Raw genomic sequence first — 23,143 nt, forward strand, 5'->3', positions numbered from 1 at the left:
TTCCGGACATACTGCCGACCATGATCATGGGAATTCGGCCGCTGTTGCGCGGCTCCACGTATGCGGGTGCGCTGTTCGCCTGGTGCGGGGCCCTGGCGAGCCTGCCGCTGCTGCCCTTCGCGATGATTCCGGCGGTGGTGTGGGGCTCCGGCCCCTACGGTGTGCGGGTCGCCCTGGTCCTGCTGGTCTGGGCCGTGCTGGTCGGCCTGCTCGGCCTGGCCCGCACCACGCGCCGGGTGCTGGTGGTGGGCGCCCGCCGCCTGCTGGGGGTGCCGCTGCCGGATCCGGTGGCCCGCCGGCGGCCCGCGGGCCCGCCCGCGGCCGGGCCGGCTCCCGCCACGCCGGCGCCGGTCGTGCCGTCCGGGGCCGACCACTGGCGGACTCCGCTCTGGCTGCTGCTGCACGTGGCGCTCGGCTGGGCGGGCGGGATGACGAGCGGCCTGCTCGTCATCATGGGCGTCACCCTGCCCGGGGGCTGGCTCGATTCCCAGGCGCGGCTGAGCCTGTTCGGCTGGTCGATGCGGGCCGACGACGGCTGGTCCGGGTGGGCGATGGCGCTCGGTTGCCTGCTGCTGGCAGCGGTGGTGTGCGCCGCGGTGACCGGCATCCTGCGGTGGTCGGCGCCCGGGCTGCTGGGTCCGTCCTCGGCGGAGCGGCTCGCGCTGGCGGCCGAGCGGGAGCTGGCGCTGGCCGAACGCAACCGGCTGGCCCACGAGTTGCACGACTCGATCGGCCACACCCTGACGGCGGCGACGATCCAGGCCGCGGTGGCGGGCGAGGTGCTCTCCGCCGACCCGGTGGCGGCGCGGGCCGCGATGCGCAGCATCGAGGAGTCGACCAGGGCCGCACTGGAGGACTTGGACTACGTGCTGGGCGTGCTGCGCGAGGAGAAGGCGGGGACGGCGCCGACCCGGACCCTCGCCGATCTGCCCGAGCTGTTCGACCGGCTGCGGCACGCGGGCGCGGTGGTGGAGCCCGTCCTGTCGGGAGAGTTGGCGCAGGTACAGGGGACGGTCTCGCGGGCGGCGTACCGGATCCTCCAGGAGGGGCTGACGAACGCGCTGCGGCACGGGTCGGGCGGTCCGGTCGAGGTCCGGGTGGCGGCCGCGCCGGACGGACTGGAGCTCACCGTCGTCAACACCGTCGTCAACCGGACCGCGCCGCCGGCCGGCGCCGGCAAGGGCCGGAGCGCCTTCCCGACCTCCGGGCACGGCCTGACCGGGCTGGCCGAACGCGTGCGGCTGCTGCACGGTGAGATCGAGGCCGGCCCGGAGGGGCCGCAGCACTGGCGGCTGGCGGTCCGGCTGCCGCTACGCTTGCCGGCATGATCGGCTCCGACGCGGGCCCGGCCGTCGGCGCCGGCCCCGCCACCACCGACCACGCGCCGGTCGACTCCGCGACTGTCGGTGCCCCGGCCGGCGGCGCCCCGGCCATTGCTGCCGAGGCGGTCCGTCCCACCGGTGCCGGTGCCGGCGCCGACGGCGCCCCCGTCACCGTCCTGATCGCGGACGACGACGAGGTGACCCGCAGCGGCCTGCGCACGTTGCTCGCCCTGCAACCGGGGATCGCGGTGATCGGCGAGGCCGCCGACGGCGTCGAGGCGGTCGAACAGGCGCGGCTGCTGCGGCCGGACGTGGTCCTGATGGACGTCCGGATGCCGCGCCGCAACGGGATCGAAGCCACCCGGCAGCTGCTGGCCGAGACCGCCGAACCGCCGAAGGTCGTGGTGATCACCACGTTCGAGAACGACGACTACGTCACCGCCGCGCTCGGCGCGGGTGCCAGCGGGTTCGTGCTGAAACGGCTTCCGGTCCGCCGGATCGCGGAGGCGGTGCGGGTGGTGGCGGCGGGGGAGGCGATCCTCTTCCCGGCGGCCCTGCGCCGCATGGTCGCCGCTCGCCCGCTGGACTCCGCCGCGGCGTTGCCGCGGGCGGCGCTGACGGGGCGGGAGGACGAGGTGCTGCGGCTGATGGCCACCGGTCTCTCCAACCCGGAGATCGCGGGGGCGCTCACGGTGAGCATGGAGACGGTCAAGACCCACGTCGGGAACGTGCTGACCAAGCTCGGCGCGCAGAACCGGACCCACGCGGTGGTCATCGCGTACGAGTCCGGCCTGGTGGTGCCGGGGTTCACCGGCTGACGCGCGCCGCCGCGCCTCGCGACGGCGTCAGCCCGCCAGCAGCTCCGCCCGGTGCCCGGCGAAGAACGCGGCGAGCGACGTCGGGGCCCGTCCGAGCAGCCGGTGCGTGAGACCGTCGACCGGCACGTCGAACCAGCCGGCCCGGCGGGCGGGGTCGTTCTCGCCCCAGCCGCGGGCCACCGGCTCGGCCAGCCCCAGGGCGGTGAGGGCCCGGGGCACCTCGTCGTCCGCGACGGGGTGGTGCCGCACCCGGCGGCCGGTGGCCTCGGTGAGCGCGGCCGCCACCTCGGCGTCGGTCACGCCGGGCCCGGTGACGTTCAGGACCGGGGGCCGGTCACCGCCTTCGACGAGCCCGGTGAGCGCGGTGGGGCCGGTGAGCCCGGTGGGCCCGGTGGCTCCGGTGAGGTCGACGGGTCCGTCGGCGGCGAGGACGGCGGCGGCCGCCCGGGCGGTGTCCCCGCGGGAGACGAAGCCGGTCCGGCCGTCGCCCGCGCTGCTGGGCAGGCTGCCGGTGGCGACCGCCCGGTGGGCCAGCCGGGAGTACGTCAGCATCTCGGACCAGACGTTGAACCGCAGCACGGTGTGCGCCACGCCGGAGTCGGCGAGCAGGCGCTCGGTCGCGCCGTGGTCGGCGGCCTCCGCCACGGGGTTGCCGGGCTCGCCGGCCCGGACGACCGAGGTGTACACGAGGTGCTCGACGCCCGCGGTGGCCGCCGCCGTGATCACCGCGGCGTGCAGCCGCAGCCGCCCGGGGGAGCGGTCGGTACTGACCACCAACAGCCGCCGCACCCCGTCCAGTGCCGCCGGCAGCGTGGTGGGGTCGGCGAAGTCGGCGTGCCTGGCGCGGACGTGCGGCACCGTCACCGCGCCGGGGTTGCGGGTGAGTGCGACCACCGCGGCCGGGCCGGCCAGCTCGGCGATCCGGGCCAGCACGAGCCCGCCCAAGCGGCCGGACGCACCGGTGACGGCGAGTGCCGGGTTTGCTGCGGTCATGTGAACTCCTCGGTGGGAAGGGCTTCTTGGGTCGATCATGGTCGAGTGGTCCCGGCCGCCGGAAGAAGGAACAATGATGTCCACTGAGCCCGCCCCCGTCGCCCGGCCGGTCACCGGGCCGGACCGCAGCGAGTGCCCGGCCACCCGGGTGCTGCACCGGCTCGGCGACCGCTGGAGCACGCTGGTGATCTGTCTGCTCGCCGAGCGGCCGCACGGCTTCAACGAACTGGACCGGGCCGTCGCCGGCCTGAGCCGGCGCATCCTCACCCGTACCCTGCGCACCCTGGAGGCCGAGGGCTACCTCAGCCGCACCGCCCTCTCCCGGGCGCCGTACCGGGTCGAGTACGCACTGACCGCCCTCGGGAGCTCGCTCCACGAGGCGGTGCTCGGCCTCGGGGCCTGGGCGGAGCTGCACCGGGACCGACTGGCCGCCGCGGAGCACCCGCCCGTACCCCGGACGGCCGGGGACGCAGCGGCCACCGGCGGCGCCGCGACCGGCTGAGACGGCGCCCGGCGGGCCGGCCGGACCGGTCCGCGACCGTGCGCCGGCTGTTGGTCCGCCCGTGATCGCGCCCCGGCCTGGCTCGGGTGCGCCGGGATCTCGTAGGGTGGCGCAGACGGATGTGGTGGCGGACACCACAGGGCAAGGCAGTCAGACGCCGCTGGACGGCGGGGCGGGGCGGTGACCAGAGATGGCGGAGACGACGGCTGTCCCCGGCAGTCCCGATCCCGTGGCCGACGCCACCCCGCAGGATGCCGTGCCGCCGCACCCGCGCAACCCGTACGAGGAACACGTACCCGGCCCCGCTGCGCTGTACGAACCGTCACTCCCCGTCCCGGGGCCCGGGACCGGAGCCGATTTCGGGACGCCGGACCAGGGGCAGGGACAGGGGCAGGGGCCGGAGTCGGGGCCCGGCGTGGCGCCCTGGCCCGAGCCGGCCACCTCCTCCGCCGTCCCGCCGACGCCACCACCGCCGGTGCCGCAGACCGGATGGACCGTCACCGGCATGTCCGTGCTCGCTCCACCGCCTTCGGCCACGCCGCCGCGGTTCCCCGCTCCCGCTCCGGCCCCCGGTCCCGCTCCGTTCCCCGCTCTGGCCCCCGGTCCCGGCCCGCTTCCGGGCACGACGCCGGCCCACGGCACGCCGCACCCGGCCGGTCCGCCGCTGCCCGCCACGACCCCCGCCCACGGCGTCCCGGTCGGTGCCGCCGCGCCGGGCGGCCTCGGCGCGGCGCCCCGCGGACGCATCCTGGTGGTCGAGGGCGGCTACGGCACCTCCGGCCGCCGCACCTGGGGCCGCGGCGGACCGTCCCAGGCGCCGGTGCTCTCCGCGATGCTCGCCGCCGTCTCCCCGCAGGTCCTGCTCTCGGCCGACGCGGTGGACGCCGTCCACCTCCCCGGTGCCAGCGACCCGCACACCGTGCTCGCCCACCTGCGCGCCGCCGCCCGTCACCCCGGACCGCTGCTCGTCCACCTCGGCGGGCACCTGCTCGCCGACAAGCGCGGCGGCCAACTCCACCTGACCCTGCGCGACTCCAAGCCCGGCAGCGTCCGGCAGGACGGTCTCGCCTGGCAGGCGGTCGCCGGTGAGCTGCGGCACCGGCCCGCCGACTGGCTGACCCTGGTGATCGCGGACCTCAGCGCCGACCAGAACGCCTGGCCGTTCCTCCAGGGCACCGTCTCCCCGCTCACCGACGGCCTCCCGCTCTGGGCGGTGGTCAGCCCCGATCCGGAGCAGGTCGGCACCTTCACCCGCGCCCTGATCGAGGCCCTGCACGGCGGCCGCCCCGGCGCGGACGCCGTCCTCGCGCCGGAGCAGCTGCGCCAGCAGGTGTACTCGGTGCTGCGCCCGGACGTCATCATCCTCGCCACCCACGCGCCGAACCGGCCGATCTTCCGCAACACCGCCCGCCGCACGGACGGCGTGGTGGAGAGCATGTCGTACGACGGCCCGCGCCCGGCCGCCCTGACGCCGCGTCCGGCGCCCGCACGGGACGCCGGGCCGCGTGACGCGGTGCCACGCGAGGCGGTGCCTCGTGACGTCACGCCGCAGGACGCGGCGCCCGCGCGGCGCCCCGCCGTCCTCCTGGACAAGCCCGCCGCGGTGGGGTTCGGGGCGGCCGTGGCGGGTTCGGTACCGGCGCCCGGCGGCGCCCCGGTGGCGGTGCGGGCGTCGGCCGCCGACGGACCGGTGAACCTGTTCAAGCCCGCCGTTCCCCCGACAGCCCCGGCCCCGGCCCGGCCGGTCGACCTGGCGAAGGCCTACGCCTGGCGCCCCACCCCGGAGGGCGCGGTCACCCTCGACAAGCACACCCGTGCTGCCCCTGCCCCGGACGGCGTCACCGCCCCGGACGTTGCTCCGTCGGACGCGGCCCCGGCCGCCGTCGAACCGGCGCCCGCCACGGGTGCCGAGCCCGAGCCCGAGCCCGCCACGCCGGCCGGCGCCGAGCCCGCCGCCCCGGCCGGCACCGAGCCCGCCGCCTCGCAGCCGCGCGCCGACTACCTGGAGGTGATCGGCCGGATCGTCCGCAGTGCCGACGCCGGTGACCACGCGGGCGCCACCGACCTGGCCTTCGCCCTCGAACTGGAGGCGATCGCCGAGCACGGCGCCGTCTCCGAACCGGTGCTCCAGGTCCGTCAGGTCCGCGCCCACGTGAGCCGGCTGGCCGGGAAGACGATCGAGGCGGCGGACATCTACCGCGAGGTCGCGCTGGCCCTGCTCCGTTCCCGTGGCCCGGAGCACCCGGAGACCCAGCAGGCGGCCACCAATGCCGAGGCCTGCTGGCGCGCGATCGCGGACCGCGCCGAGGCGATCCGGATCGCCCCCGAGATCATCGAGCTGCGCGCCCACCTCCCCGGCCCCGACGGCCGCAAGCTCCGGGCCGCCGAACGCCACCTCGCCCACCTCGCCGCCGCGCCCCACCCCGGGGCCTCCTGAGCAACCGTCGGGGGCGGACCGGGCCGGCCCGCCGGCCGGCACCCGCCCGCGTCCGGACACGACGGAGGGGGAAGCCGGGTGGCCCGGCCTCCCCCTCCGTCGTGGGGTGGTGCGCTCAGTGCTTAGCGGCCCGCGAGGGCGTGGACGAACTTGGCGGCGTCGACGGTGCCGAGGCCGCTGGCGAGGTCGTAGCCCTTGGCGGCCTGGTAGCCCGTCACCTTGTCCCAGGAGTTGTCGCCGGTGGTCACGTCGACCAGGCCGCTCCACTGCTGCGGGAGCAGGTTGAGGCCGTAGAGGCGCCAGTTGAGCTGGCCGAGGCGGCGGCCGGCGAGCTGGTCGGCGAGGGCGACGACGCCGGAGAAGATCGGGGTGGCCTCACTGGTGCCGCCGGTGAGGTGCCAGCCCACGGACTTCGGGTCGTACGACTCGTACGTCCAGGCGCCGCCGTCCACGGCGGCGCTCATGCTGATGTCCGGCGTGCCGCGGTGGTTGCCGGTGACGTTCGCCACGCCGGCCTGGTACCAGGGGCGCTCGAAGACGCCGGAGACGCCGCCGCCGCCGGCCCCGTAGTTGTCGTGCCAGACCTTGTCCGGTGCGGTGCGCTTGCCGGTGTCGTCCAGGCTGAGCTGGGTGCCGCCGATGGAGGTGACCAGCGGGTCGCTGGACGGCCAGGAGTTGACCTTGTACGGGTACAGGTCCTCGCCGTTCTCCTGGGCGTCGGTCGCGCCGTTGTCGCCGGAGGCGCTCAGCACGGTGACGTCGTGGGCAGCGGCCTCCTTGAAGGCGTACCGCAGGTCGGTCAGGGACTTGAAGTCGCCCTTGTCGAAGCCGGGGAAGGTGTTCTCGGTGGCGCCGAAGCTCTGCGAGATCACGTCGCCCTTGCCGGCCTTGATGAGGGCCTTCTCGGCGTCCATCATCTCGGGGAGGCCGGTGGTGCCCTCGGTCTCGGCGACGCCGGTCTCGACCAGGACGATGTGCGCGTCCGGGGCGACGGCGTGGGCGTACTCGACGTCGAGGGTGGTCTCACCGGCCCAGCCGGTGTGGTCGGCGTTGGTCGGGTCGAACGGCGGGACGTTGCCCCACTTGACGACCTCGACCTGGGTGTCGGGGATGCCCCACTGCTTGTCGAAGACCTCCAGGTCGTGCTGGATGGTCGGCGAGCCGAACGAGTCGACGATGACGATGGTGCGGCCCTTGCCGGTGATGCCCTCCTTGTACAGGGGGTCCAGGTTGTAGGCCGTCCGGTACTGGAGCGGCGAGTAGCAGTGGATGCCGATCTCGCTGACGCACTGCGAGGTGGGCAGTGGTGCGGTGCGTCCGGTGGCGCTGATGTGCCCGGCGGAGGCGGGGCGGACGTGCACGCCGGCCAGGCTGCCGGAGGCCGTGGCGCTCACGACCGGGACGGAGAGCGTGCCGGCGGTGAGGGCGGTGGCCCCGGCGGCGAGCAGGGCCAGGGCGCGGCGGAGGGTGGCGGGGCTGCCCATGGGACTCCTTGGGACGCAGGGCCCGACCTGGTTCGGTCGGGTCGGTCCGGCCATCCCATCGATTGCCACATGATCATGCCATAGTCATTTCGTACTGCCGGCATGGTCGCGCCAGGCCACCGGAAAAGGTAAAGGCCGTCCCAGGCGAAGGTAACCCACCACCGGGGACGGCGACCTGACGAAACGTCAGGAAGGATCAGCGCGCCCCACCGTTGACGTACAAGGTCTGCCCGCTGACGTACGAGGCGTCCTCGCTGGCCAGGAAGGCGACCACGGAGGCCACCTCCTCCGGCAGACCGACCCTGCGCAGCGGCGTCCGCGCGGCGACCTCCTCCTGGTGGCCCTCGGCGGTGGCGCCGACCCGCTCGGCCGTGGCGGCCGTCATCGGCGTGGCGATGTAGCCCGGCGCGACGGCGTTGACGTTGATGTTGAACGGCCCCAGCTCGATCGCCAGGGTGGCCGTCAGCCCCTGGATGCCGGCCTTGGCGGCGGCGTAGTTGGCCTGGCCCCGGTTGCCGAGGGCCGAGCGCGAGCTGAGCGAGACGATCTTGCCGTACTTCTGCGCCACCATGTACGTCTGCGCGACGTGGCTGCAGTTGTAGGCGCTGGTCAGGTTGACCGTCAGGACGGCGTCCCAGTCGGACTTGGGCATCTTGAAGAACAGGTTGTCCCGGGTGATCCCGGCGTTGTTGACCAGGATGTGCACGCCGCCGAAATCGCCCGCGACCGCGGCGAACACGGCCGCCACCGCGTCGTAGTCGGCCACGTCGCAGCCGTAGGCACGTGCGGTGCCGCCCTTGGCGGTGATCTCCTCGACGGTGCCGGCGGCGCGTTCGGCGGTGAGGTCGACGACGGCGACCGTCGCGCCCTCCTCCGCCAGCCGGCGCGCGGTGGCCGCGCCGATGCCCTGCGCCGCGCCGGTGACGACGGCGACCTTGCCTGCGAAACGAGTCACGGCAACTCCTTCGATTGCTTGAGGAACGGGGGATGGGTCATGGGGGGACGAGTCGAGTGGGGGGCGATCGGGGGAGCGGCGGGTGGGCGGGCGGCGGCGGTGGCCCGCCCGCCGCCCGTCCGGCTGCGCCCGCCGCCCGTCAGACGGATTCCACCAGCACCGCGGTGCCCTGGCCGACGCCGACACACATGGTCGCCAGCCCGCGCCGGGTGCCGTTGCGGCGCATCCGGTGCAGCAGGGTGGTGAGGATGCGGGCGCCCGAGCCGCCCAGCGGGTGGCCGAGGGCGATCGCACCGCCGGTCGGGTTGACCAGCTCCGGGTCGATGCCCAGCCCGTCGACGGAGGCCAGCGCCTGGGCGGCGAACGCCTCGTTCAGCTCCGCCTCCTCCAGCGTGCCGACGGTCCAGCCGACCCGGTCCAGCGCCTTGCGGGTGGCCGGCACCGGGCCGATGCCCATCACGTCCGGGTGGACGCCGGCCGAGGCGCCCGCGACGTACCGGCCGAGCGGCTGGAGGCCGAGATCGCCGAGCGCCTCCTCGCTGACCAGCACCAGTCCGGCCGCGCCGTCGTTCATCGGCGAGGCGTTGCCCGCCGTCACGGTGCCGCCCGCCCGGAACGCGGGCTTCAGCCGGGCCAGCTTCTCCAGGCTGGTGTCCTCGCGGATGCCCTCGTCCTGGCCGACCGTCACGCCGTCCGGCCGCTCGACCGGGATCAGCTCGGCGTCGAAGTGCCCGTCCTTGCGGGCGGCCCCGGCCAGCTGGTGGCTGCGCAGGGCGAAGGCGTCCTGGCGCTCGCGGGTGATCCCGTACCGGCCGGCGACCTCCTCGGCGGTCTCGCCCATGGCGAGGACGCCGTGCAGCTCGGCCATCCGGGGGTTGGTGAGCCGCCAGCCGAGCCGGGTGTCGTAGGTCTCGATCCGGTGCGGCAGCGCCTCGTCGGGGCGGGGCAGCACGAAGGGGGCGCGGGTCATCGACTCGCAGCCGCCGGCCAGCACCACGTCGGCCTCGCCGGAGCCGATCGCCCGGGCGGCCATCGTGACGGCCTCCAGGCCCGAGGCGCAGAGCCGGTTGACGGTGGCGCCGGGGACGCTGTCGGGCAGGCCGGCCAGCAGGACGGCCATCCGGGCGGCGTTGCGGTTGTCCTCGCCGGCCTGGTTGGCGGCGCCCCAGTAGACGTCGTCGATGCGGGCGGGGTCGAGGGCCGGCAGGTCGGCGAGCAGGGCGCGCAGCACGGTGGCCGAGAGGTCGTCGGGGCGGACCGTGGCGAGCGCTCCGCGCAGCCGGCCGATGGGTGTGCGGCGGGCTGCGGCGAAGTAGACAGGACGCACGTCGTCGGGCTCCTTATCGGGACAGCGGGTGGGCGGGACAGCAGAACAGCGGGACAGCGGGTGGGGACAGCGAAACAGCGGAACAGCCGGGCGGCCGGGCGGCAGCGTCAGAAGGCGTTGACGCCGGTGAGCGCCCGCCCGATGAGCAGCTTGTGGATCTGGCTGGTGCCCTCGTAGAGGGTCATCACCCGCGCGTCGCGCAGGTACTTGCCGACCGGGTACTCGTCGATGAACCCGTAGCCGCCGAACACCTGGAGCGCGTTGTTGGCGGCCCGGACGGCGGCCTCGCTCGCGAAGAGCTTGGCGACGGAGGACTCGGTGGCGAACGGCAGGCCGCGGTCGATGTGGTCGGCGACCTTCCAGGTGAGCAGCCGGGCGGCCTCGACGTCCACGGCGATGCCGGCCAGCAGGTCCTGCACCAGCTGGTGCGAGGCGATCGGTTTGCCGAACTGCTCGCGTTCGCCCGCGTACCGGACGGCGGCGTCCAGGCAGGCCCGGGCGATCCCGACGCAGCCGGCCGCGACGGACATCCGGCCCTTGGCGAGCGCGGCCATGGCCACCGTGAACCCCTTGCCGGGCTCGCCGAGCCGGGCGGAGTCGGGCACCCGGACGGCGTCGAGGGAGAGTTCCGCGGTGGCCTGGCCGCGCAGGCCGAGCTTGCCGTGGATCTCGGTGCGGCCGAAGCCGGGCAGGTCGGTGGGGACGAGGAAGGCCGTCACTCCGCGGTGGCCGGGCTCGCCGGTGCGGGCGAAGACCAGGGCGACGTCGGCCCACGTCCCGTTGGTGATGAACATCTTGGTGCCGCTGATCAGCCAGGAGCCGCCGTCCCGGACGGCCCTCGTGGTGAGGTTCGCGGCGTCGGAGCCGGTGCCGGGTTCGGTGAGGGCGAAGCAGCCGAGCGCCTCGCCGGAGGTGAGCCGGGGCAGCCAGTGACGCTTCTGCTCCTCGGTGCCGTAGCCGTTGATCGACTTGGCGACCAGGCCGAGCGAGACCGAGACGATGCCGCGGACGGCGGAGTCGCCCCGGCCCAGCTCCTCCAGGGCCAGGCAGTACGCGAGGTGGTCGCCGCCGCTGCCGCCGTACTCCTCGGGGAGGGTGAGGCCGAGCAGGCCGAGTGCGCCGAGCCTGCCGACGATCGCGCGGTCGACGGACTCGGCGCGGTCCCACGCGGCGGCGTGCGGGGCGATCTCGCGGTCGACGAAGGTGGCGGTGAGGTCGCGGAGGGCGGCCTGTTCCTCGGAGAGCTCCAGGTTCATCGACACCCCTTCGGCCGCGGCCGTTAAACTAGCGCTGCAAGTTTTACGGGGACTGTAGCCCCGACCGGGGCACGCTGGGAAGGGGCACCTGCCAGAATCGGTCCGCACCCACCCGACCGGAGGAACCACGCCGATGGCCCGCCCGCGCACCCCCCTGCTCAGCCGCGAGCGGATCGTCACGGCGGCGCTCCGGCTCATCGACGCCGAGGGGCTGGCCGCGCTCTCCACCCGCCGGCTCGCCTCCGAGCTGTCGGTCAGCGGGCCCTCGCTCTACAACCACTTCGCGACCAAGGACGACCTGCTGGACGCGGTGGTGGACAGCGTGATCGGCGAGGTCGACCTGTCGATGTTCGCGCGCGGCGCCACCGGCCCGGGGCCGGTGGCGGACCCTGAAGCGGTGGCCGGCCCGGCGGCCGCGCCCTGGCCGGAGGCGCTGCGCGACTGGGCCCGCTCCTACCGCGCGGCGCTGGCCGCACACCCCAACATCGTCCCGGTCCTCGCGCAGGGCCCGGGGCGCCGGCCGAACGCCCTGCGGCTGGCCGACGCCGTCTTCGGCTGCCTGGTGGAGGCCGGCTGGCCGCGCGGTCAGGCCACCCGGATCGGTGCGCTGATGCGGTACTTCGTCGCCGGCTCGGCGCTGGCCTCGTTCGCGGCGGGCTTCCCCGAGGACGCCGGGGTGTACGACGCCGCCGACTACCCGCACCTCGGCGAGGCCCACCGGCTGGCCGAGCACCGGAGCGCGATCGACGAGGGCGCCTTCGAGACCGGGCTGGAGGCGCTCCTCGACGGTCTGGCCCTACGCTTCGAGCGCACGGCCCCCGGGCGCGGCCGCGTTCACCAGGGCTCGCGGGCCACGAAGGCCGGCCGGAGCGCCGGGTCCACCGGGTCGTAGTACCGGTGGTAGACCGGGGTCAGCCCGCCCGAGACGGGCGGCACGATCCAGCTCCAGTCGGCGGGCGTGGGCCGGCCGAGCCGCCGCTCCTGGGCGACGTGCTTGAGGAACCGCTCCGACTCGGTGTGGTGGTCGGCCATCGTCACCCCGGCCTCCTGGAACGAGTGCAGCACCGCCACGTTCAGCTCCACCAGCGCCCGGTCGCGCCAGAGCGTGCGGTCGTGGGAGGTGTCCAGGCCGAGCCCCGCGGCGACCGTCGCGAGCATGTCGTACCGGTCGCCGTCGGCGAGGTTGCGGGCACCGATCTCGGTGCCCATGTACCAGCCGTTGAACGGTGCGGTCGGGTAGCGGACACCCCCGATCTCCAGCGTCATGTCGCTGATCGCCGGCACCGCGTACCAGCGCAGGCCCAGCTCGGCGAACCACGCGTGGTCGGGGTGGACGAGCTCGACCTCCAGCGTGCTGTCGTCCGGCAGTTCGTACCACTCGGGGCGCTCGCCGGGCCGCTCCTGGACGAGCAGCGGCAGCACCTCGAACCGCTCCTCGCCGCATTTCCAGCCGAGGTCCCGGGCCCGGGCGGCCAGTTGGGCCCCGGCCGGGTCGCCGGTCCAGCCGCCGTCCGGGCCCGGGTGGCCGGCGTAGCGGACCAGCTGCTGGTTGACGATCCGGGCGGCCGGGCGGCCGGGCCGGTCGGGGGCGAACACCGAGACCACCGGGCGGATCCGGCCGTCGTTGGTGGCCAGCCGCAGGTGCTCGAAGCACTCGGTGGCGATGTCGTCGGCCGACGCCAGGTGCCGCAGGTCGCGGACCACCAGGCTGCGCCAGTACAGCCGGCCGATGCAGCGGGCGGCGTTGCGCCAGGCGAGCCTGGCGCCGTACGCCAGTTCGGCGGGGGTGTGCTCGTAGGTGCCGGTGCGGTCGATCTCGTCCAGGACGGCCCGCAGGCGGGCGGCCGGGTCGCCGGCGGCGGGCTGCTCGCGGTGGTACTGCCGGACGAAGTCGGCGGCCGCGCCCGGGTCGGTGAAGTGATCGCCGCCCGGGCCGCCACCCGGGCCGCCACCCGGGCCGCCACCCGGTCCCGGCGCCGTGTCGTGGGGGGTGAGCGATCCGGTGCCGTGCCCGGTCGGCCGGCCGACCGGGTGGTCGGCGGCGCGGTCGGCGGCGCGGTCCAGCCCGGCAGGCCCGGCAGGTCCGGCAGGTCCGGCTGTCGGCCCGGGACCGGGCTCGGCCGCCGGTGCGGGGTGCGTGGGGTGCGCGGGGTGTGCGGGGTGGGCGTGGGCGTACGGGCAGGCGGTGGCCGGTGCGGCCGTCGGCCTGCGGGCGCTGCGGGTGCGAAGCCGGTTGAAGATCAAGGACTCATCCCTCCTGGCCACCAGGAGTACCGGAGGTGAGCGGCCCGCCGCAGGGAGTGAACGATTCGGCCCCCGGACCGGCGCCGGGGGCGCTAGGGTGCGGGGGCCGAACGGTAGGACGGTAGGACGGTCCGATCAGCCCATGTCCTCCAGGCGGATGCCCTTGGTCTCCTTCATGAACCGTGCCACGAAGAGGACCGACAGCGCCGCGAAGCCCGCGTAGGCCAGGTACGTCGCCGACAGGTTCCAGCGCGCGAGCGACGGGAACGACACGGTGATCGCCCAGTTGGCGATCCACTGCGCCGAGGCGGCGACGGAGAGCGCGGCGGCGCGGATCCGGTTGGGGAACATCTCGCCGAGCATCACCCAGACCACCACGCCCCAGGACATCGCGAAGAACAGCACGAAGGCGTTGGCGGAGATCAGCGCGACGGTGCCCTGGAGGTCCGGGAGGACGACGGCGTCGCCGCTGCCGGTGGCCGAGGAGAACGCCCAGCCGCAGGCGGCCAGCGCGATCGCCATGCCGGCCGAGCCGATCAGGGCGAGCGGCTTGCGGCCGATCCGGTCGACCAGCAGGATCGCGACCACGGTGCCGAGGATGTTGATGACCGAGCCGATGAAGCTGATCAGCAGCGAGTTGCTCTGGTCGATGCCGACCGACTGCCAGAGGATCGACGAGTAGTAGAAGATCACGTTGATGCCGACGAGCTGCTGGAAGACCGAGAGGCCGATGCCGACCCAGACGATCGGCAGCAGGCCGAACCGGCCGCCGAGCAGGTCGCCGAAGCGCGGGCGGTGGTCGGAGGCGATCAGGCCCTGGATCTCGGCGATCCGGGCGTCGGCGTCGGCGGTCCGGCCCTCGACGTCCCCGAGGACGGCGCGGGCCTCGTCCAGCCGGCCGGCCGCGATCAGGTAGCGCGGGGACTCCGGGATCATCGAGGCGAGCACGAAGTAGACGGCGGCGGGCAGCACACAGATGCCCAGCATCCACTGCCAGGCCTCCAGGCCGAGCAGGCGGCCGCGGGTGTCGCCGCCGGCGGCGTCCGCCAGCACCCAGTTGACCAGCTGGGAGATGGCGATGCCGAGGACGATCGCGGCCTGCTGGAAGGAGGCGAGCCGGCCGCGGTAGCGGGTCGGCGCCACCTCGGCGATGTAGGTCGGGGCGATCACCGAGGCGATGCCGATCGCCGCACCGCCGAGGATCCGCCAGCCGGCGAGGTCCCAGGCGGAGAACGGGAGCATCGAGCCGACCGCGCTGACGGCGAAGAGCAGCGCGCCGGCCTTCATGACCTTGATCCGGCCGTACCGGTCGGCGAACCGGCCGGCCAGTGCGGCGCCGAGCGCCGAGCCGAGGAGTGCCGAGGAGACGATCAGGCCGGTCACGCCGTCACCGACGCCGAAGCGGTCCTGGATGCCGGAGACGGCGCCGTTGATCACGGAGCTGTCGTAGCCGAACAGGAAGCCACCGAGGGCCGCGGCGGCGGTGATGAAGACGACGAAGCCGAGGCGGTCGGAGGACGCGACCTCCGCCGCCCCGGGCTCGGCCGGCTTCGTGGACCCCGTCGGCCTCGTGGGCCCGTCGGGCTGCTGGGTGACGCTCACGATCTTGACTCCTGGTACTCAACGCTGAGCTTGGTAGCCGCTTGGTAGCCGAGATCGTAACCCGTCAATGTTCAAGTGTTGTACGTGGGATGCCCTCCATCTACTCTCGCCTATTCGTAAGGTGAAAAATCAAATCGGCTCGGCCAGCGACAGTCCGAACCGTCCCTCGTCGTCCGTCCACCAGTGGCGCAGCCGCAGCCCGGCGGCGGCCAGCTCCTCGGCGACCCGCTCCCGGCGGAACTTCGCCGACACCTCGGTGCGCAGCTCCTCGCCCGCCTCGAAGTGCACCGGCAGGTTCAGCGCCGGGATCTTCACCGTCTGCGAGCGCAGCGAGCGCAGCCGCATCTCGATCCACTCCTGCTGCGGATCCCAGACCGCCACGTGCTCGAAGGCCTCCGGGTCGAAGTCGGCGGCCAGCTCCCGGTTGAGCACGTTGAGCACGTTGAGGTTGAACTCGGCGGTCACCCCGGACGCGTCGTCGTAGGCGGCGACCAGGACGTCGGGGTCCTTGACCAGGTCGGTGCCGAGCAGCAGCGAGTCGCCCGGGTCGAGCGCGCCGCGCAGGCCGCGCAGGAAGGCCGCCCGCTCGGTGGGCAGCAGGTTGCCGAGGGTGCCGCCGAGGAAGGCGACCAGGCGCGGGCCGCCGTCCGGGGGCAGCCCGAGCCGGGCGGTGAAGTCGGCCAGCACGCCGTGCACCGTCAGCCCGGGGTACTCGCCGGCCAGTGCCTTGCCGGCGGCGTCCAGCGCGCTCTCGCTGACGTCCACCGGGACGTAGGTGTGCAGCGTGCCGAGGTCGCGCAGGGCGTCCAGCAGCAGCCTGGTCTTCTCGGAGGAGCCGGAGCCGAGCTCGACCAGGGTGCGGGCCCCGGTGGCGGCGGCGATCTCGCCGGCCCGGGCGGTCAGGATGGCCCGCTCGGCGCGGGTCGGGTAGTACTCCGGGAGCCGGGTGATCTCCTCGAACAGCTCGCTGCCCCGGGCGTCGTAGAACCACTTCGGCGGCAGCCACTTCGGTTCGGCGGTCAGGCCGTGCTGCACGTCGTGCCGCAGTGCGGTGCTGAAGTGGTCGGAGGGCAGGAGCCGGGTGAGATCAAAGGTGCTCATGACAGATGGGTCCTCTGTTCAGGAAGTGAAGAAAAGCCCGGACAGGAATGCAAGGAGGCAGGCCGGGGGCGCGGGCCCCGGGCCGGTGGCTTCGGAGGCTTCGGTGGCCTCGGGGGCGTCGGGGCTCAGAGTGGAGTGACGGTGATGCCGTCCGGTCCGGCCAGCAGCAGCGAGCGGTCCGGGACGGCCGTCCAGTCCGGGTGGTCGTCGTACGGCTCCGAGGCCACCACCACCCCGCGGCCCGGCAGGGACCGGTGGTGCAGGGTGTCGCCCCAGGCCGTCGCCGCCAGGGCGCGGCCGTCGGTGAGCAGCAGGTTGAACCGTCCGGTGGTGTGCCCGGCCGCATCGGCGACCGTGCCGGCCAGCGCCTCGCCGAGGCCGGCCCCCGCGCGGAGCCGGTGCTGCACCAGGCCCCAGAGCAGTGCCGAGTCGGTCCGGGCCACGAGCTCCAGCAGCTCGGCCGGCGGCAGCAGCCCGGCCAGCGCGTCCAGCCTCTCCGGCCAGCCGGCCAGCGCGCCGTTGTGGCTGAACAGCCAGCCGCCGGCGGCGAACGGCGCGGCGGCCTCCTCGCCCGCAGCACAGCCCTCGGTGGCCGAGCGGACGGCCGCCACCAGCGCCCGGGTGCGGATCACCCGGGCGAGATCGGCGAAGGACGCGTCGGCCCAGATCGGCCCGGCCCGCCGGTACCGGGCCGGCACCTCGTCGCCGTCCGCGTACCAGCCGAGCCCGAAGCCGTCCGCGTTGACCGTGCCGTACTGCTGCATCCGGGGCGTCCAGGACTGCCGGTGCAGCCCGGACGGCGGCTCCACCAGCAGCTCCCGGGGCGCCAACGGCTCGCCCAGATAGGCGAGATGCCGGCACATCAGTCGTGCTCCGGATCGGCGGCGGTGCGGAACCCGGCGAAGATCTGCCGCCGGATCGGATAGTCCCAGTTGCGGAAGGTGCCCCGGCAGGCGACGGGTGCGACGGCGAAGCAGCCGCCGCGCAGCACCTTGTACTCGGGCCCGAAGAAGACCTCCGAGTACTCCCGGTACGGCCAGGCCCGGAAGCCGGGGTACGAACGGAAGTCGCTCGCCGTCCACTCCCACACGTCACCCATCAACTGGCGTACCCCGTAAGGGGACTCGCCGCCGGGGTAACTGCCGGCCGGGGCCGGGCGCAGGTGGCGCTGGCCGAGGTTGGCGTGCTCGGGCCCGGGTGCGGCGTCGCCCCACGGGTAGCGGCGGGAGCGGCCGGAGGCCGGGTCGTGCCGGGCGGCCTTCTCCCACTCCGCCTCGGTCGGCAGCCGCCGCCCGGCCCACCGGGCGTAGGCGTCGGCCTCGTACCAGCTGACGTGCAGCACCGGCTCGTCGGCCGGTACGGGCTCCAGCACGCCGAACCGGCGGCGGAGCCACTGGCCGCCCTCGCGCCGCCAGAACAGCGGGGCGGTCAGGCCGGCCCGCTGCCGGTGCTCCCAGCCGTCGGTGGTCCACCAGCGCGGGTCGTCGTACCCGCCGTCGGCGATGAACCGCAGGTAGGCCCCGTTGGTGACCGGCGTGGTGTCCAGCCGGAAGGCCGGCAGCTCGACCTGGTGCGCCGGGCGTTCGTTGTCCAGCGCCCATGGCTCGGTGTCGGTGCCCATGGTGAACGGGCCCGCCGGGACGAGGACGTCGGCGGGCAGCGCGGCGGCGTCCGCCGGGGCCGGCGGTGGCGGGGGAGCGGCGAGGGCGGGCTCACCGCTCCGGAGTTGATGGGTGGCCAGCATCGTTTCGTCGTGCTGCTGTTCGTGCTGGGCGATCATGCCGAAGGCGAATCCGGCGTCCAGCAGCGGGGCGCCCTCCAGTGGGCTGGCGCCCAGCAGGTCGAGCACCCGGCCGCGCACCTCGTGCGCGTACGCGCGGGCCTCGTGCGGCGGCAGCAGCGGCAGACCGGGCCGCTCGGCGCGCGGGTGCTCGAAGGCGTCGTACAGCGTGTCGATCTCGGGATGCATCGGATCCCGGCCGCCGACGTTGCGCAGCAGCCAGAGCTCCTCCTGGTTGCCGATGTGCGCGAGGTCCCAGACCAGGGGCGACATCAGCGGGGAGTGCTGGGCGGTGAGGTCGTGGTCCTCGACGCAGTCGGTGAGCGCGGCGGTGCGGTCACGGGCGGCCAGCAGTTCGGCGGCGATCGTCTCGCGCAGGACCTCCAGCGGCACGGTGTCCAGCGGCGCGGCGGGCGGCGGCGCGGCGGCCGGTGCGGGGGCGCCGGGTGAGGAGGCGGCCGGTGCGGAGGCGGAGCGCGCGGGGGCGCCGGGGGCCCTGGGCCCGGAGGGGCGGGCGCCGGCCGGGCGGGCGTCGTCGATCATGGTGCGGCCTCCTCCGGGGAGTGCGTCGGGTGCCGGAGCGCAGCGCGTCCAGCTGGTCGTCGGCCGGGCAGCGGCCGCGCGCGGGGTAGCGCTCGGCGAACTCGGCGACGGCGGTGCGCAGCCGCCCGGCGCCGGGCAGGCGGCCCAGCGCGGCGTCGGCGGCGGCGAAGCAGGCGAGGGTGGCGCGGCGCAGCTCGGGATCGGCGACCGCGAGGGTGGCGGCACGCCGCCAGGCGTCGCTGCGCGGCGGGCGAGGGCCCTCGGTGCGCTCCAGCGGCTCCAGCGCGGCGAGCGCGGTGTCGGCGGCCACCGGGTCGTCCAGCAGCGCGGTGACCAGCGCGGTGGGCACGATCCAGCCGTCGCCCGGCTGGGCGTCGATCATCCGCAGCTCCAGGTGCCCGTGCGGCCGGACCGGCGGGAAGAGCGTGGTGCGGTGGTAGTCGAGGTCCGCCAGGGTGGGCGGGCGCTCGCCGTCCCCGCGCAGCCAGCCGGCGAAGGTCAGCCCGGCCGGTGCCGTCCACGGCCGGCCGCCGGGGCGGCGGACGCAGAGCACCTCGGCGTCCAGCACGTACCGCGTCCAGGCCTCGCGCGGGTCGCCGTGGTCCGGCGCCGGGGCGAGCGTGCGGGTCGGGTCCATCCGGGACCAGACGGTCTGCCGGGTGGACCGGTGGCCGGTGGGCCTGCCGTCCAGCAGCGGCGAGTTGGCGAAGGCGGCGACCAGCACCGGACCGAGCCGGTGGGTGAGCTGCCAGCGGCGGTCCAGCGCGTGCGGTCCGATCTTCGGGCCGCCTCGCCCGGACTCCAGGCCGGCGTCCACGCAGACCTGGACGGAGGCGGTGCCGGTCATCATGATCCGGCCCCAGGGGCCGGCCGAGTTGAAGAAACGTTCCATCGCCAGGTAGCGGGGGTGGTCCAGCACCATCTGCCGAGGGCGCGCCAGGGGATCGGTGCCGGTGCCGGTGAGTCGCAGACCCTGGGCGGCGAAGGCGGCCCGCAGGGTGGTGAGATCGCGTCGGGTGTCGGCGACGCAGGCCACGAGGCCGTCGGCGGGCGGGGAGCTGAGCTCGACCTGTCCGCCGGGTTCGAGGGTGAGGCGGGCCCCGGAGGGGAGCGACGTGCCGTCCGGCCCGCCGAGGGGCAGTGCGTCCAGTGCGGCGTGCAGCCGCTCCGGTAGGACGGGCTTGCCGGGACATCGGTCGTCGTGGACGAACCACTCGACCTCGACACCGACCAGGCGGGGCGGACCGATCTTGAAACAGACGCCGGCCATGTGGCGGCGGGCGGCCGATTCGGTCAGCGGTGTCACCGCGGTCGGCGGCGGATCGGTGCTCGGTCGGTCGGTCGGGCTGGTCGGGCGAACGGGTATCACCGGACTCACCATCCTCGGGATCACGATTGCGGCCCGGTCTACCCTGCCCAGTCTGCTACGGACCATGCGGAGGCGCTTCGCAAACATCTCGTGAAGACGGGTCCGCGCAGGTCAGGGGTGGTGCAATCGGGTGATCGGGGCCTCTCGGGGGCCTGTGTGGGGCTCGCGTGGGGCCTGTCGGGGGACCGGGCGGGGGCGGCCCGGCGGGCGGCTCGGCCGGGCCGCGCGGCGCCCCGGGCGTCGTTCAGCCGGCCCGGCGCGGCAGCCTCGCCAGCCGCTCCAGCACGGTCACCAGCACCGGCTCCGGCAGTGCGTAGTTGAGCCGCAACGAGCCGTGTCCGCCCGGGCCGAAGTCGGCTCCGTCGGAGGCGTCCAGGCCGCACCGTTCCAGCAGTGCCGCCCGCGCCCCGGCCGGGGGCAGACCGAGTGCGGCGGCGTCCACCCAGAGCAGGTACGAGGCCTCCGGCGCCGACCGGACGGCCTCGCCGAGCAGGCCGGTCAGCCGGTCCCGGGCGCCCGCCAGGTGGGCGAGCAGCGCGTCCAGCCACGGGCCGCCGTGCCGCAACGCCGCCTGCTGGACGACCTGCTCCACCAGCCCGCCCTCCCAGAGGCCGTACCCGGCCATCACCGCGACCAGCCGCTCGCGCAGTGCGGCGTCCGGGACGAGCGCGAAACAGCTCGGGATGCCCGAGGCGTTGAAGGTCTTGCCCACCGAGTTGAGGGTCACGGTCCGTTCCCGGTGCGGGCCCGCCACGGCGACGGCCACCGGGTGCCGCCGGCCGGGGTGGGTGAGGTCGCCGTGCACCTCGTCCGAGACCAGCACGGCGCCGGCGCCCGCCGCGGCCTCGGCGAGCGCCCGGATCTCCGCCTCGTGCCACACCCGCCCGGACGGGTTGTGCGGACTGCTCAGCAGCACCGCCCCGGCCCGGCGCCCCCCGAACGCCGCCACCGGCAGCCGGTACCCCGTGGCGTCCCGGGCCAGCGGCACCTCCTCGTACGGCAGCCCGGCGGCCAGGCAGAGCTGGGCGAAACCGGCCCACTCGGGGGTGGGGAAGAGCACCGGCCCGAGCGGGCGCACCGCCTCCAGCAGCAGCCGGACGGCGGTCCGCGGCCCGAACGGGAGCAGCAGCACCCAGGCCGGGTCCACCACCACCCCGTGCCGCTCCCGGTACCACCGGGCCACCAGCGCCCGACCGGCCGGATCGCACACCGTGTAGCCGTACGCGCGGTGCCGGGCCCGCTGCTCCAGCGCCCCCGCCACGGCGGGCGGCCCGGGCAGGTCCATGTCCGCCAGGCCCATGGGGACGACCCCGTCGGCGGACCGGGCCCACTTGCTGCTCCCGGTACCGGCGCGGTCGAAGGCTCGGTCGAAGTCGAAGCCGAGGCCGAAGCTGACGTCGGGGCCGGAGCGGGCGGGGGAGCGGGTGGCGGGGGCGACGGCGCCGTCGGGCCGGCCGGGGTCGTCGGGCGGGGTGCTCACGGCTGGTGCCTCCCGGTGCGGCGGCGGGCGAGGGACATCCCGAGCCACGGTAGGCCCTGTCCGGCGGCGGCGGGGGCCGCGCGTCACCAGCCGTGTCGGCGGTTCCAGGAGCTGACGCTCATCGCGTAGAGGATGTTGCCGATCCCGGCGGTGAACAGGAAGAGCAGCACGTGGAGTGCCGCCGACTGCCGGCGGCGCGGCGGCCGGCCCGCGGCGACCGCTGCCGCAGCCGCCGCACTGGCGCTGGACGCGGCCGAGTTGTTGATGATGATCTGCGGCGGTGTGGCCGCCACGGGAGCATGGCCGGCCACCTGGGCGCGCAGGGCGGCGAGTTCGGCGTCCTTCTGCTGGGCCTCCTGCGCCTGGAGCCGGGCGCGCAGGGCCGCGATCTCGGCGTCGCGGTGGTCGGCGGGGGAGCCGGCCGGGTCGGTGGTGGTGATCGGGGTTTCGGGCGTGGTCATGGCGCCCGAACGTAGCAGCGCGCCGGGGCCGTTCGCCATCGGACGATCGTTCGAACCCGTCGGCCGGAGCCCCGGCGCCGACTGGCTGATGATCAACTACTCGGCCCGCCCGCTGGGACGACAACGCGCGGATCCCGTGCGCGCCGTACGCTGCCGCCCTGGCAGGGCGCACGGCACCGGTTCGGGGCAGGTGGCGTGCGGCGGGGAGAACGGGAGAACGGGGAGACCATGACGACGACGGCACAGGACGCGGTGGCCGGGCACGAGCAGGAGGAGGAGGTCACCCTCTTCGTGGCCCGCCGGGTGGAGCCGGGCTACGAGGAGGCCTTCGAGCTCTGGGCGAAGGAGATCCTGGCCGCGGCAGCCGCCCACGAGGGCAACCTCGGCACCGGCCTGCTGCGCCCGGCCGGCCCGGACGATCCCTGGCACCTGCTGCTGCACTTCCGCGACGGCGACGCGTTCCGCTCCTGGCAGGCGTCCCCCGCCCGGGCGGCCTGCTTCGAGGCGGCGGACGGCCACCACCACGAGGTGCACCGGCACGAGATCCTCGGCATGGAGGGCTGGTTCGCCACCACCAGGGCCGGAGCGTCGAAGGGCCGCCCGCCGGTGCGCTGGAAGATGGCGGTCGCCTCGACGATCGCCATCGCACCGCTCACCGTCACCGCGGGCCTGCTCCTCACCCCGCACCTGGCGGGCCTGCCGGTCGCCGTGCGGCCACTCGTCACGGCGCCGCTGATCAGCGGCCTGATGACGTACGCGGCGCTGCCGGTGGTCACCCGGCTGCTGCGGCGGTGGCTCTTCGAGCGGTGACGGCCGGCGGGCCCGGCGGTGCGACGGCGGTCGGTCAGCCGTCCTCGGTGCTCCGTGGCGCGGCCCCCGGGCGGGTGAGGTGGGCGGCCAGGCCCCGCCGGCCCCGGCGCATCATCACGGCGTGGTTGGCCCGGAAGACCAGGTGCAGCGGGAGGGCGAGGCGGCGCAGCAGGGGTTTGCCGGGGCGGGTGTCCTCCTCGAAGAGCGCCCGGCTGCCGGGGCCGTCCGCGGTGACCGTCCAGCGGGACCAGCCGGTGAGGTCGCCGTGCATGACGGCCTCCAGCACGCCCGCGGCCGGATCGCGGCGGACCGTCTCCAGCCCGATCACCAGCCGGTAGGGCAGCAGCGCGCGCACCACCACCTCGCCGGAGTCCGGGCCGGTCTCCCGGGCCGTCAGGATCTCGGGCCACCAGAGCGGGTAGCTCCGGACGTCCTCCAGGGCCGCGTACACGGCGGCCGGCGGCGCGGAGAGCCGCCAGACGTCGCGGAACCGGTAGTGGTTGGGGTCCACGCCCTGCACTCTAGGCCCTCTGGCCCGCTCCCGGTCCGCCCCGGCGGGCGTTCGGCCGGGCGCTCGCCGGGCCGGAGGCCGGTCCGCGGAGGCGGTCACCGGCGAGCGCGGCGTCGAAGTCCGCCCGGTCGTCCTGGCCGAGGGTCCG

At 75.2% G+C, this 23,143-nt stretch carries 20 protein-coding genes; 6 read left to right on the plus strand and 14 right to left on the minus strand.

What is annotated here, in order from left to right:
* The first annotated feature begins 20 nt into the window (after positions 1 to 20).
* On the plus strand, positions 21 to 1,328 hold the full coding sequence (locus OH807_RS34290; protein ID WP_406207133.1) for a sensor histidine kinase: 1,308 nt from the start codon (positions 21 to 23) through the stop codon (positions 1,326 to 1,328).
* Positions 1,325 to 2,140 carry a response regulator gene (locus OH807_RS34295; protein WP_406207136.1) on the plus strand — a complete coding sequence of 272 codons (816 nt, stop codon included), beginning with the start codon at positions 1,325 to 1,327 and terminating at the stop codon, positions 2,138 to 2,140. Before OH807_RS34290 ends, OH807_RS34295 begins: the two co-directional genes overlap by 4 nt.
* A gap of 27 nt (positions 2,141 to 2,167) precedes the next feature.
* Here the strand turns inward: OH807_RS34295 and OH807_RS34300 are convergent, their stop codons facing one another.
* Complete coding sequence (locus tag OH807_RS34300; protein ID WP_406207139.1) at positions 2,168 to 3,133, minus strand: NAD(P)H-binding protein; 966 nt, start codon at positions 3,131 to 3,133, stop codon at positions 2,168 to 2,170.
* 76 nt (positions 3,134 to 3,209) lie between these two features.
* Here OH807_RS34300 and OH807_RS34305 point away from each other — a divergent pair, with 76 nt between their 5' ends.
* The gene (locus OH807_RS34305; protein WP_406207142.1) at positions 3,210 to 3,635 is read left to right on the plus strand and encodes a winged helix-turn-helix transcriptional regulator; all 426 of its coding nucleotides are present in this window, start codon (positions 3,210 to 3,212) and stop codon (positions 3,633 to 3,635) included.
* Between the two features lie 505 nt (positions 3,636 to 4,140).
* Positions 4,141 to 6,072 carry a hypothetical protein gene (locus OH807_RS34310; protein ID WP_406207145.1) on the plus strand — a complete coding sequence of 644 codons (1,932 nt, stop codon included), beginning with the start codon at positions 4,141 to 4,143 and terminating at the stop codon, positions 6,070 to 6,072.
* A 122-nt stretch (positions 6,073 to 6,194) separates the two neighbouring features.
* Here the strand turns inward: OH807_RS34310 and OH807_RS34315 are convergent, their stop codons facing one another.
* The 4 genes from OH807_RS34315 to OH807_RS34330 form a co-directional block, all read right to left on the minus strand.
* Positions 6,195 to 7,556 carry a S8 family serine peptidase gene (locus tag OH807_RS34315; protein ID WP_406207148.1) on the minus strand — a complete coding sequence of 454 codons (1,362 nt, stop codon included), beginning with the start codon at positions 7,554 to 7,556 and terminating at the stop codon, positions 6,195 to 6,197.
* A 196-nt stretch (positions 7,557 to 7,752) separates the two neighbouring features.
* Positions 7,753 to 8,511, minus strand: a complete 759-nt coding sequence (gene fabG, locus OH807_RS34320; RefSeq protein ID WP_406207150.1) for a 3-oxoacyl-ACP reductase FabG — start codon at positions 8,509 to 8,511, stop codon at positions 7,753 to 7,755.
* A gap of 139 nt (positions 8,512 to 8,650) precedes the next feature.
* Positions 8,651 to 9,838 (minus strand): thiolase family protein, encoded by a 1,188-nt coding sequence (locus OH807_RS34325; protein WP_406207153.1) that lies wholly within the window; start codon positions 9,836 to 9,838, stop codon positions 8,651 to 8,653.
* A gap of 107 nt (positions 9,839 to 9,945) precedes the next feature.
* On the minus strand, positions 9,946 to 11,094 hold the full coding sequence (locus tag OH807_RS34330) for an acyl-CoA dehydrogenase family protein (RefSeq protein WP_406207156.1): 1,149 nt from the start codon (positions 11,092 to 11,094) through the stop codon (positions 9,946 to 9,948).
* 133 nt (positions 11,095 to 11,227) lie between these two features.
* Between OH807_RS34330 and OH807_RS34335 the strand changes: the two genes are divergently transcribed.
* A complete protein-coding gene (locus OH807_RS34335) occupies positions 11,228 to 11,986 on the plus strand; it encodes a TetR/AcrR family transcriptional regulator (protein ID WP_406207157.1) in 759 nt (252 codons plus the stop codon).
* Here OH807_RS34335 and OH807_RS34340 read toward each other — a convergent pair.
* The 8 genes from OH807_RS34340 to OH807_RS34375 all read right to left on the minus strand — a co-directional run bounded on the left by OH807_RS34340 (position 11,929) and on the right by OH807_RS34375 (position 21,674).
* Positions 11,929 to 13,338 (minus strand): nitric oxide synthase oxygenase, encoded by a 1,410-nt coding sequence (locus tag OH807_RS34340; protein ID WP_406207160.1) that lies wholly within the window; start codon positions 13,336 to 13,338, stop codon positions 11,929 to 11,931. The genes OH807_RS34335 and OH807_RS34340 overlap by 58 nt on opposite strands.
* 135 nt (positions 13,339 to 13,473) lie before the next feature.
* Entirely contained in the window at positions 13,474 to 14,940 is a 1,467-nt protein-coding gene (locus OH807_RS34345; protein WP_406207162.1) for a sugar porter family MFS transporter, read from the minus strand.
* 129 nt (positions 14,941 to 15,069) lie between these two features.
* Positions 15,070 to 16,041: an L-histidine N(alpha)-methyltransferase gene (gene egtD, locus OH807_RS34350; RefSeq protein WP_406207165.1), complete on the minus strand. Its 972-nt coding sequence runs from the start codon at positions 16,039 to 16,041 to the stop codon at positions 15,070 to 15,072.
* Positions 16,042 to 16,166: 125 nt separating this feature from the next.
* Positions 16,167 to 16,904, minus strand: coding sequence for an ergothioneine biosynthesis protein EgtC (gene egtC, locus OH807_RS34355; RefSeq protein ID WP_406207168.1), 738 nt, complete (start codon positions 16,902 to 16,904; stop codon positions 16,167 to 16,169).
* Positions 16,904 to 18,223: an ergothioneine biosynthesis protein EgtB gene (egtB, locus tag OH807_RS34360; RefSeq protein ID WP_406211341.1), complete on the minus strand. Its 1,320-nt coding sequence runs from the start codon at positions 18,221 to 18,223 to the stop codon at positions 16,904 to 16,906. The genes egtC and egtB overlap by 1 nt, the downstream gene beginning before the upstream one ends.
* Positions 18,159 to 19,733, minus strand: a complete 1,575-nt coding sequence (gene egtA / locus OH807_RS34365; RefSeq protein ID WP_406207171.1) for an ergothioneine biosynthesis glutamate--cysteine ligase EgtA — start codon at positions 19,731 to 19,733, stop codon at positions 18,159 to 18,161. Before egtA ends, egtB begins: the two co-directional genes overlap by 65 nt.
* A gap of 244 nt (positions 19,734 to 19,977) precedes the next feature.
* Positions 19,978 to 21,213 (minus strand): aminotransferase class I/II-fold pyridoxal phosphate-dependent enzyme, encoded by a 1,236-nt coding sequence (locus OH807_RS34370; RefSeq protein ID WP_406207174.1) that lies wholly within the window; start codon positions 21,211 to 21,213, stop codon positions 19,978 to 19,980.
* An 83-nt stretch (positions 21,214 to 21,296) separates the two neighbouring features.
* Positions 21,297 to 21,674 (minus strand): hypothetical protein, encoded by a 378-nt coding sequence (locus OH807_RS34375; RefSeq protein WP_406207177.1) that lies wholly within the window; start codon positions 21,672 to 21,674, stop codon positions 21,297 to 21,299.
* A gap of 228 nt (positions 21,675 to 21,902) precedes the next feature.
* Here OH807_RS34375 and OH807_RS34380 point away from each other — a divergent pair, with 228 nt between their 5' ends.
* On the plus strand, positions 21,903 to 22,484 hold the full coding sequence (locus OH807_RS34380) for an antibiotic biosynthesis monooxygenase (RefSeq protein ID WP_406207180.1): 582 nt from the start codon (positions 21,903 to 21,905) through the stop codon (positions 22,482 to 22,484).
* A gap of 34 nt (positions 22,485 to 22,518) precedes the next feature.
* Here OH807_RS34380 and OH807_RS34385 read toward each other — a convergent pair whose 3' ends face one another.
* The gene (locus OH807_RS34385) at positions 22,519 to 22,995 is read right to left on the minus strand and encodes an SRPBCC family protein (RefSeq protein ID WP_406207182.1); all 477 of its coding nucleotides are present in this window, start codon (positions 22,993 to 22,995) and stop codon (positions 22,519 to 22,521) included.
* Positions 22,996 to 23,143 lie beyond the last annotated feature (148 nt).

The sequence above is a fragment of the Kitasatospora sp. NBC_01560 genome, from assembly GCF_045208415.1.
Classification (GTDB): domain Bacteria; phylum Actinomycetota; class Actinomycetes; order Streptomycetales; family Streptomycetaceae; genus Kitasatospora.

Coding starts and splice junctions, on each gene's coding strand:
- OH807_RS34290 (WP_406207133.1), top strand. CDS start 21: ATGATCATGGGAATTCGGCCGCTGTTGCGCGGCTCCACGTATGCGGGT.
- OH807_RS34295 (WP_406207136.1), top strand. CDS start 1,325: ATGATCGGCTCCGACGCGGGCCCGGCCGTCGGCGCCGGCCCCGCCACC.
- OH807_RS34300 (WP_406207139.1), bottom strand. CDS start 3,133: ATGACCGCAGCAAACCCGGCACTCGCCGTCACCGGTGCGTCCGGCCGC.
- OH807_RS34305 (WP_406207142.1), top strand. CDS start 3,210: ATGTCCACTGAGCCCGCCCCCGTCGCCCGGCCGGTCACCGGGCCGGAC.
- OH807_RS34310 (WP_406207145.1), top strand. CDS start 4,141: ATGTCCGTGCTCGCTCCACCGCCTTCGGCCACGCCGCCGCGGTTCCCC.
- OH807_RS34315 (WP_406207148.1), bottom strand. CDS start 7,556: ATGGGCAGCCCCGCCACCCTCCGCCGCGCCCTGGCCCTGCTCGCCGCC.
- OH807_RS34330 (WP_406207156.1), bottom strand. CDS start 11,094: ATGAACCTGGAGCTCTCCGAGGAACAGGCCGCCCTCCGCGACCTCACC.
- OH807_RS34335 (WP_406207157.1), top strand. CDS start 11,228: ATGGCCCGCCCGCGCACCCCCCTGCTCAGCCGCGAGCGGATCGTCACG.
- egtD (WP_406207165.1), bottom strand. CDS start 16,041: ATGAGCACCTTTGATCTCACCCGGCTCCTGCCCTCCGACCACTTCAGC.
- egtC (WP_406207168.1), bottom strand. CDS start 16,904: ATGTGCCGGCATCTCGCCTATCTGGGCGAGCCGTTGGCGCCCCGGGAG.
- OH807_RS34375 (WP_406207177.1), bottom strand. CDS start 21,674: ATGACCACGCCCGAAACCCCGATCACCACCACCGACCCGGCCGGCTCC.
- OH807_RS34380 (WP_406207180.1), top strand. CDS start 21,903: ATGACGACGACGGCACAGGACGCGGTGGCCGGGCACGAGCAGGAGGAG.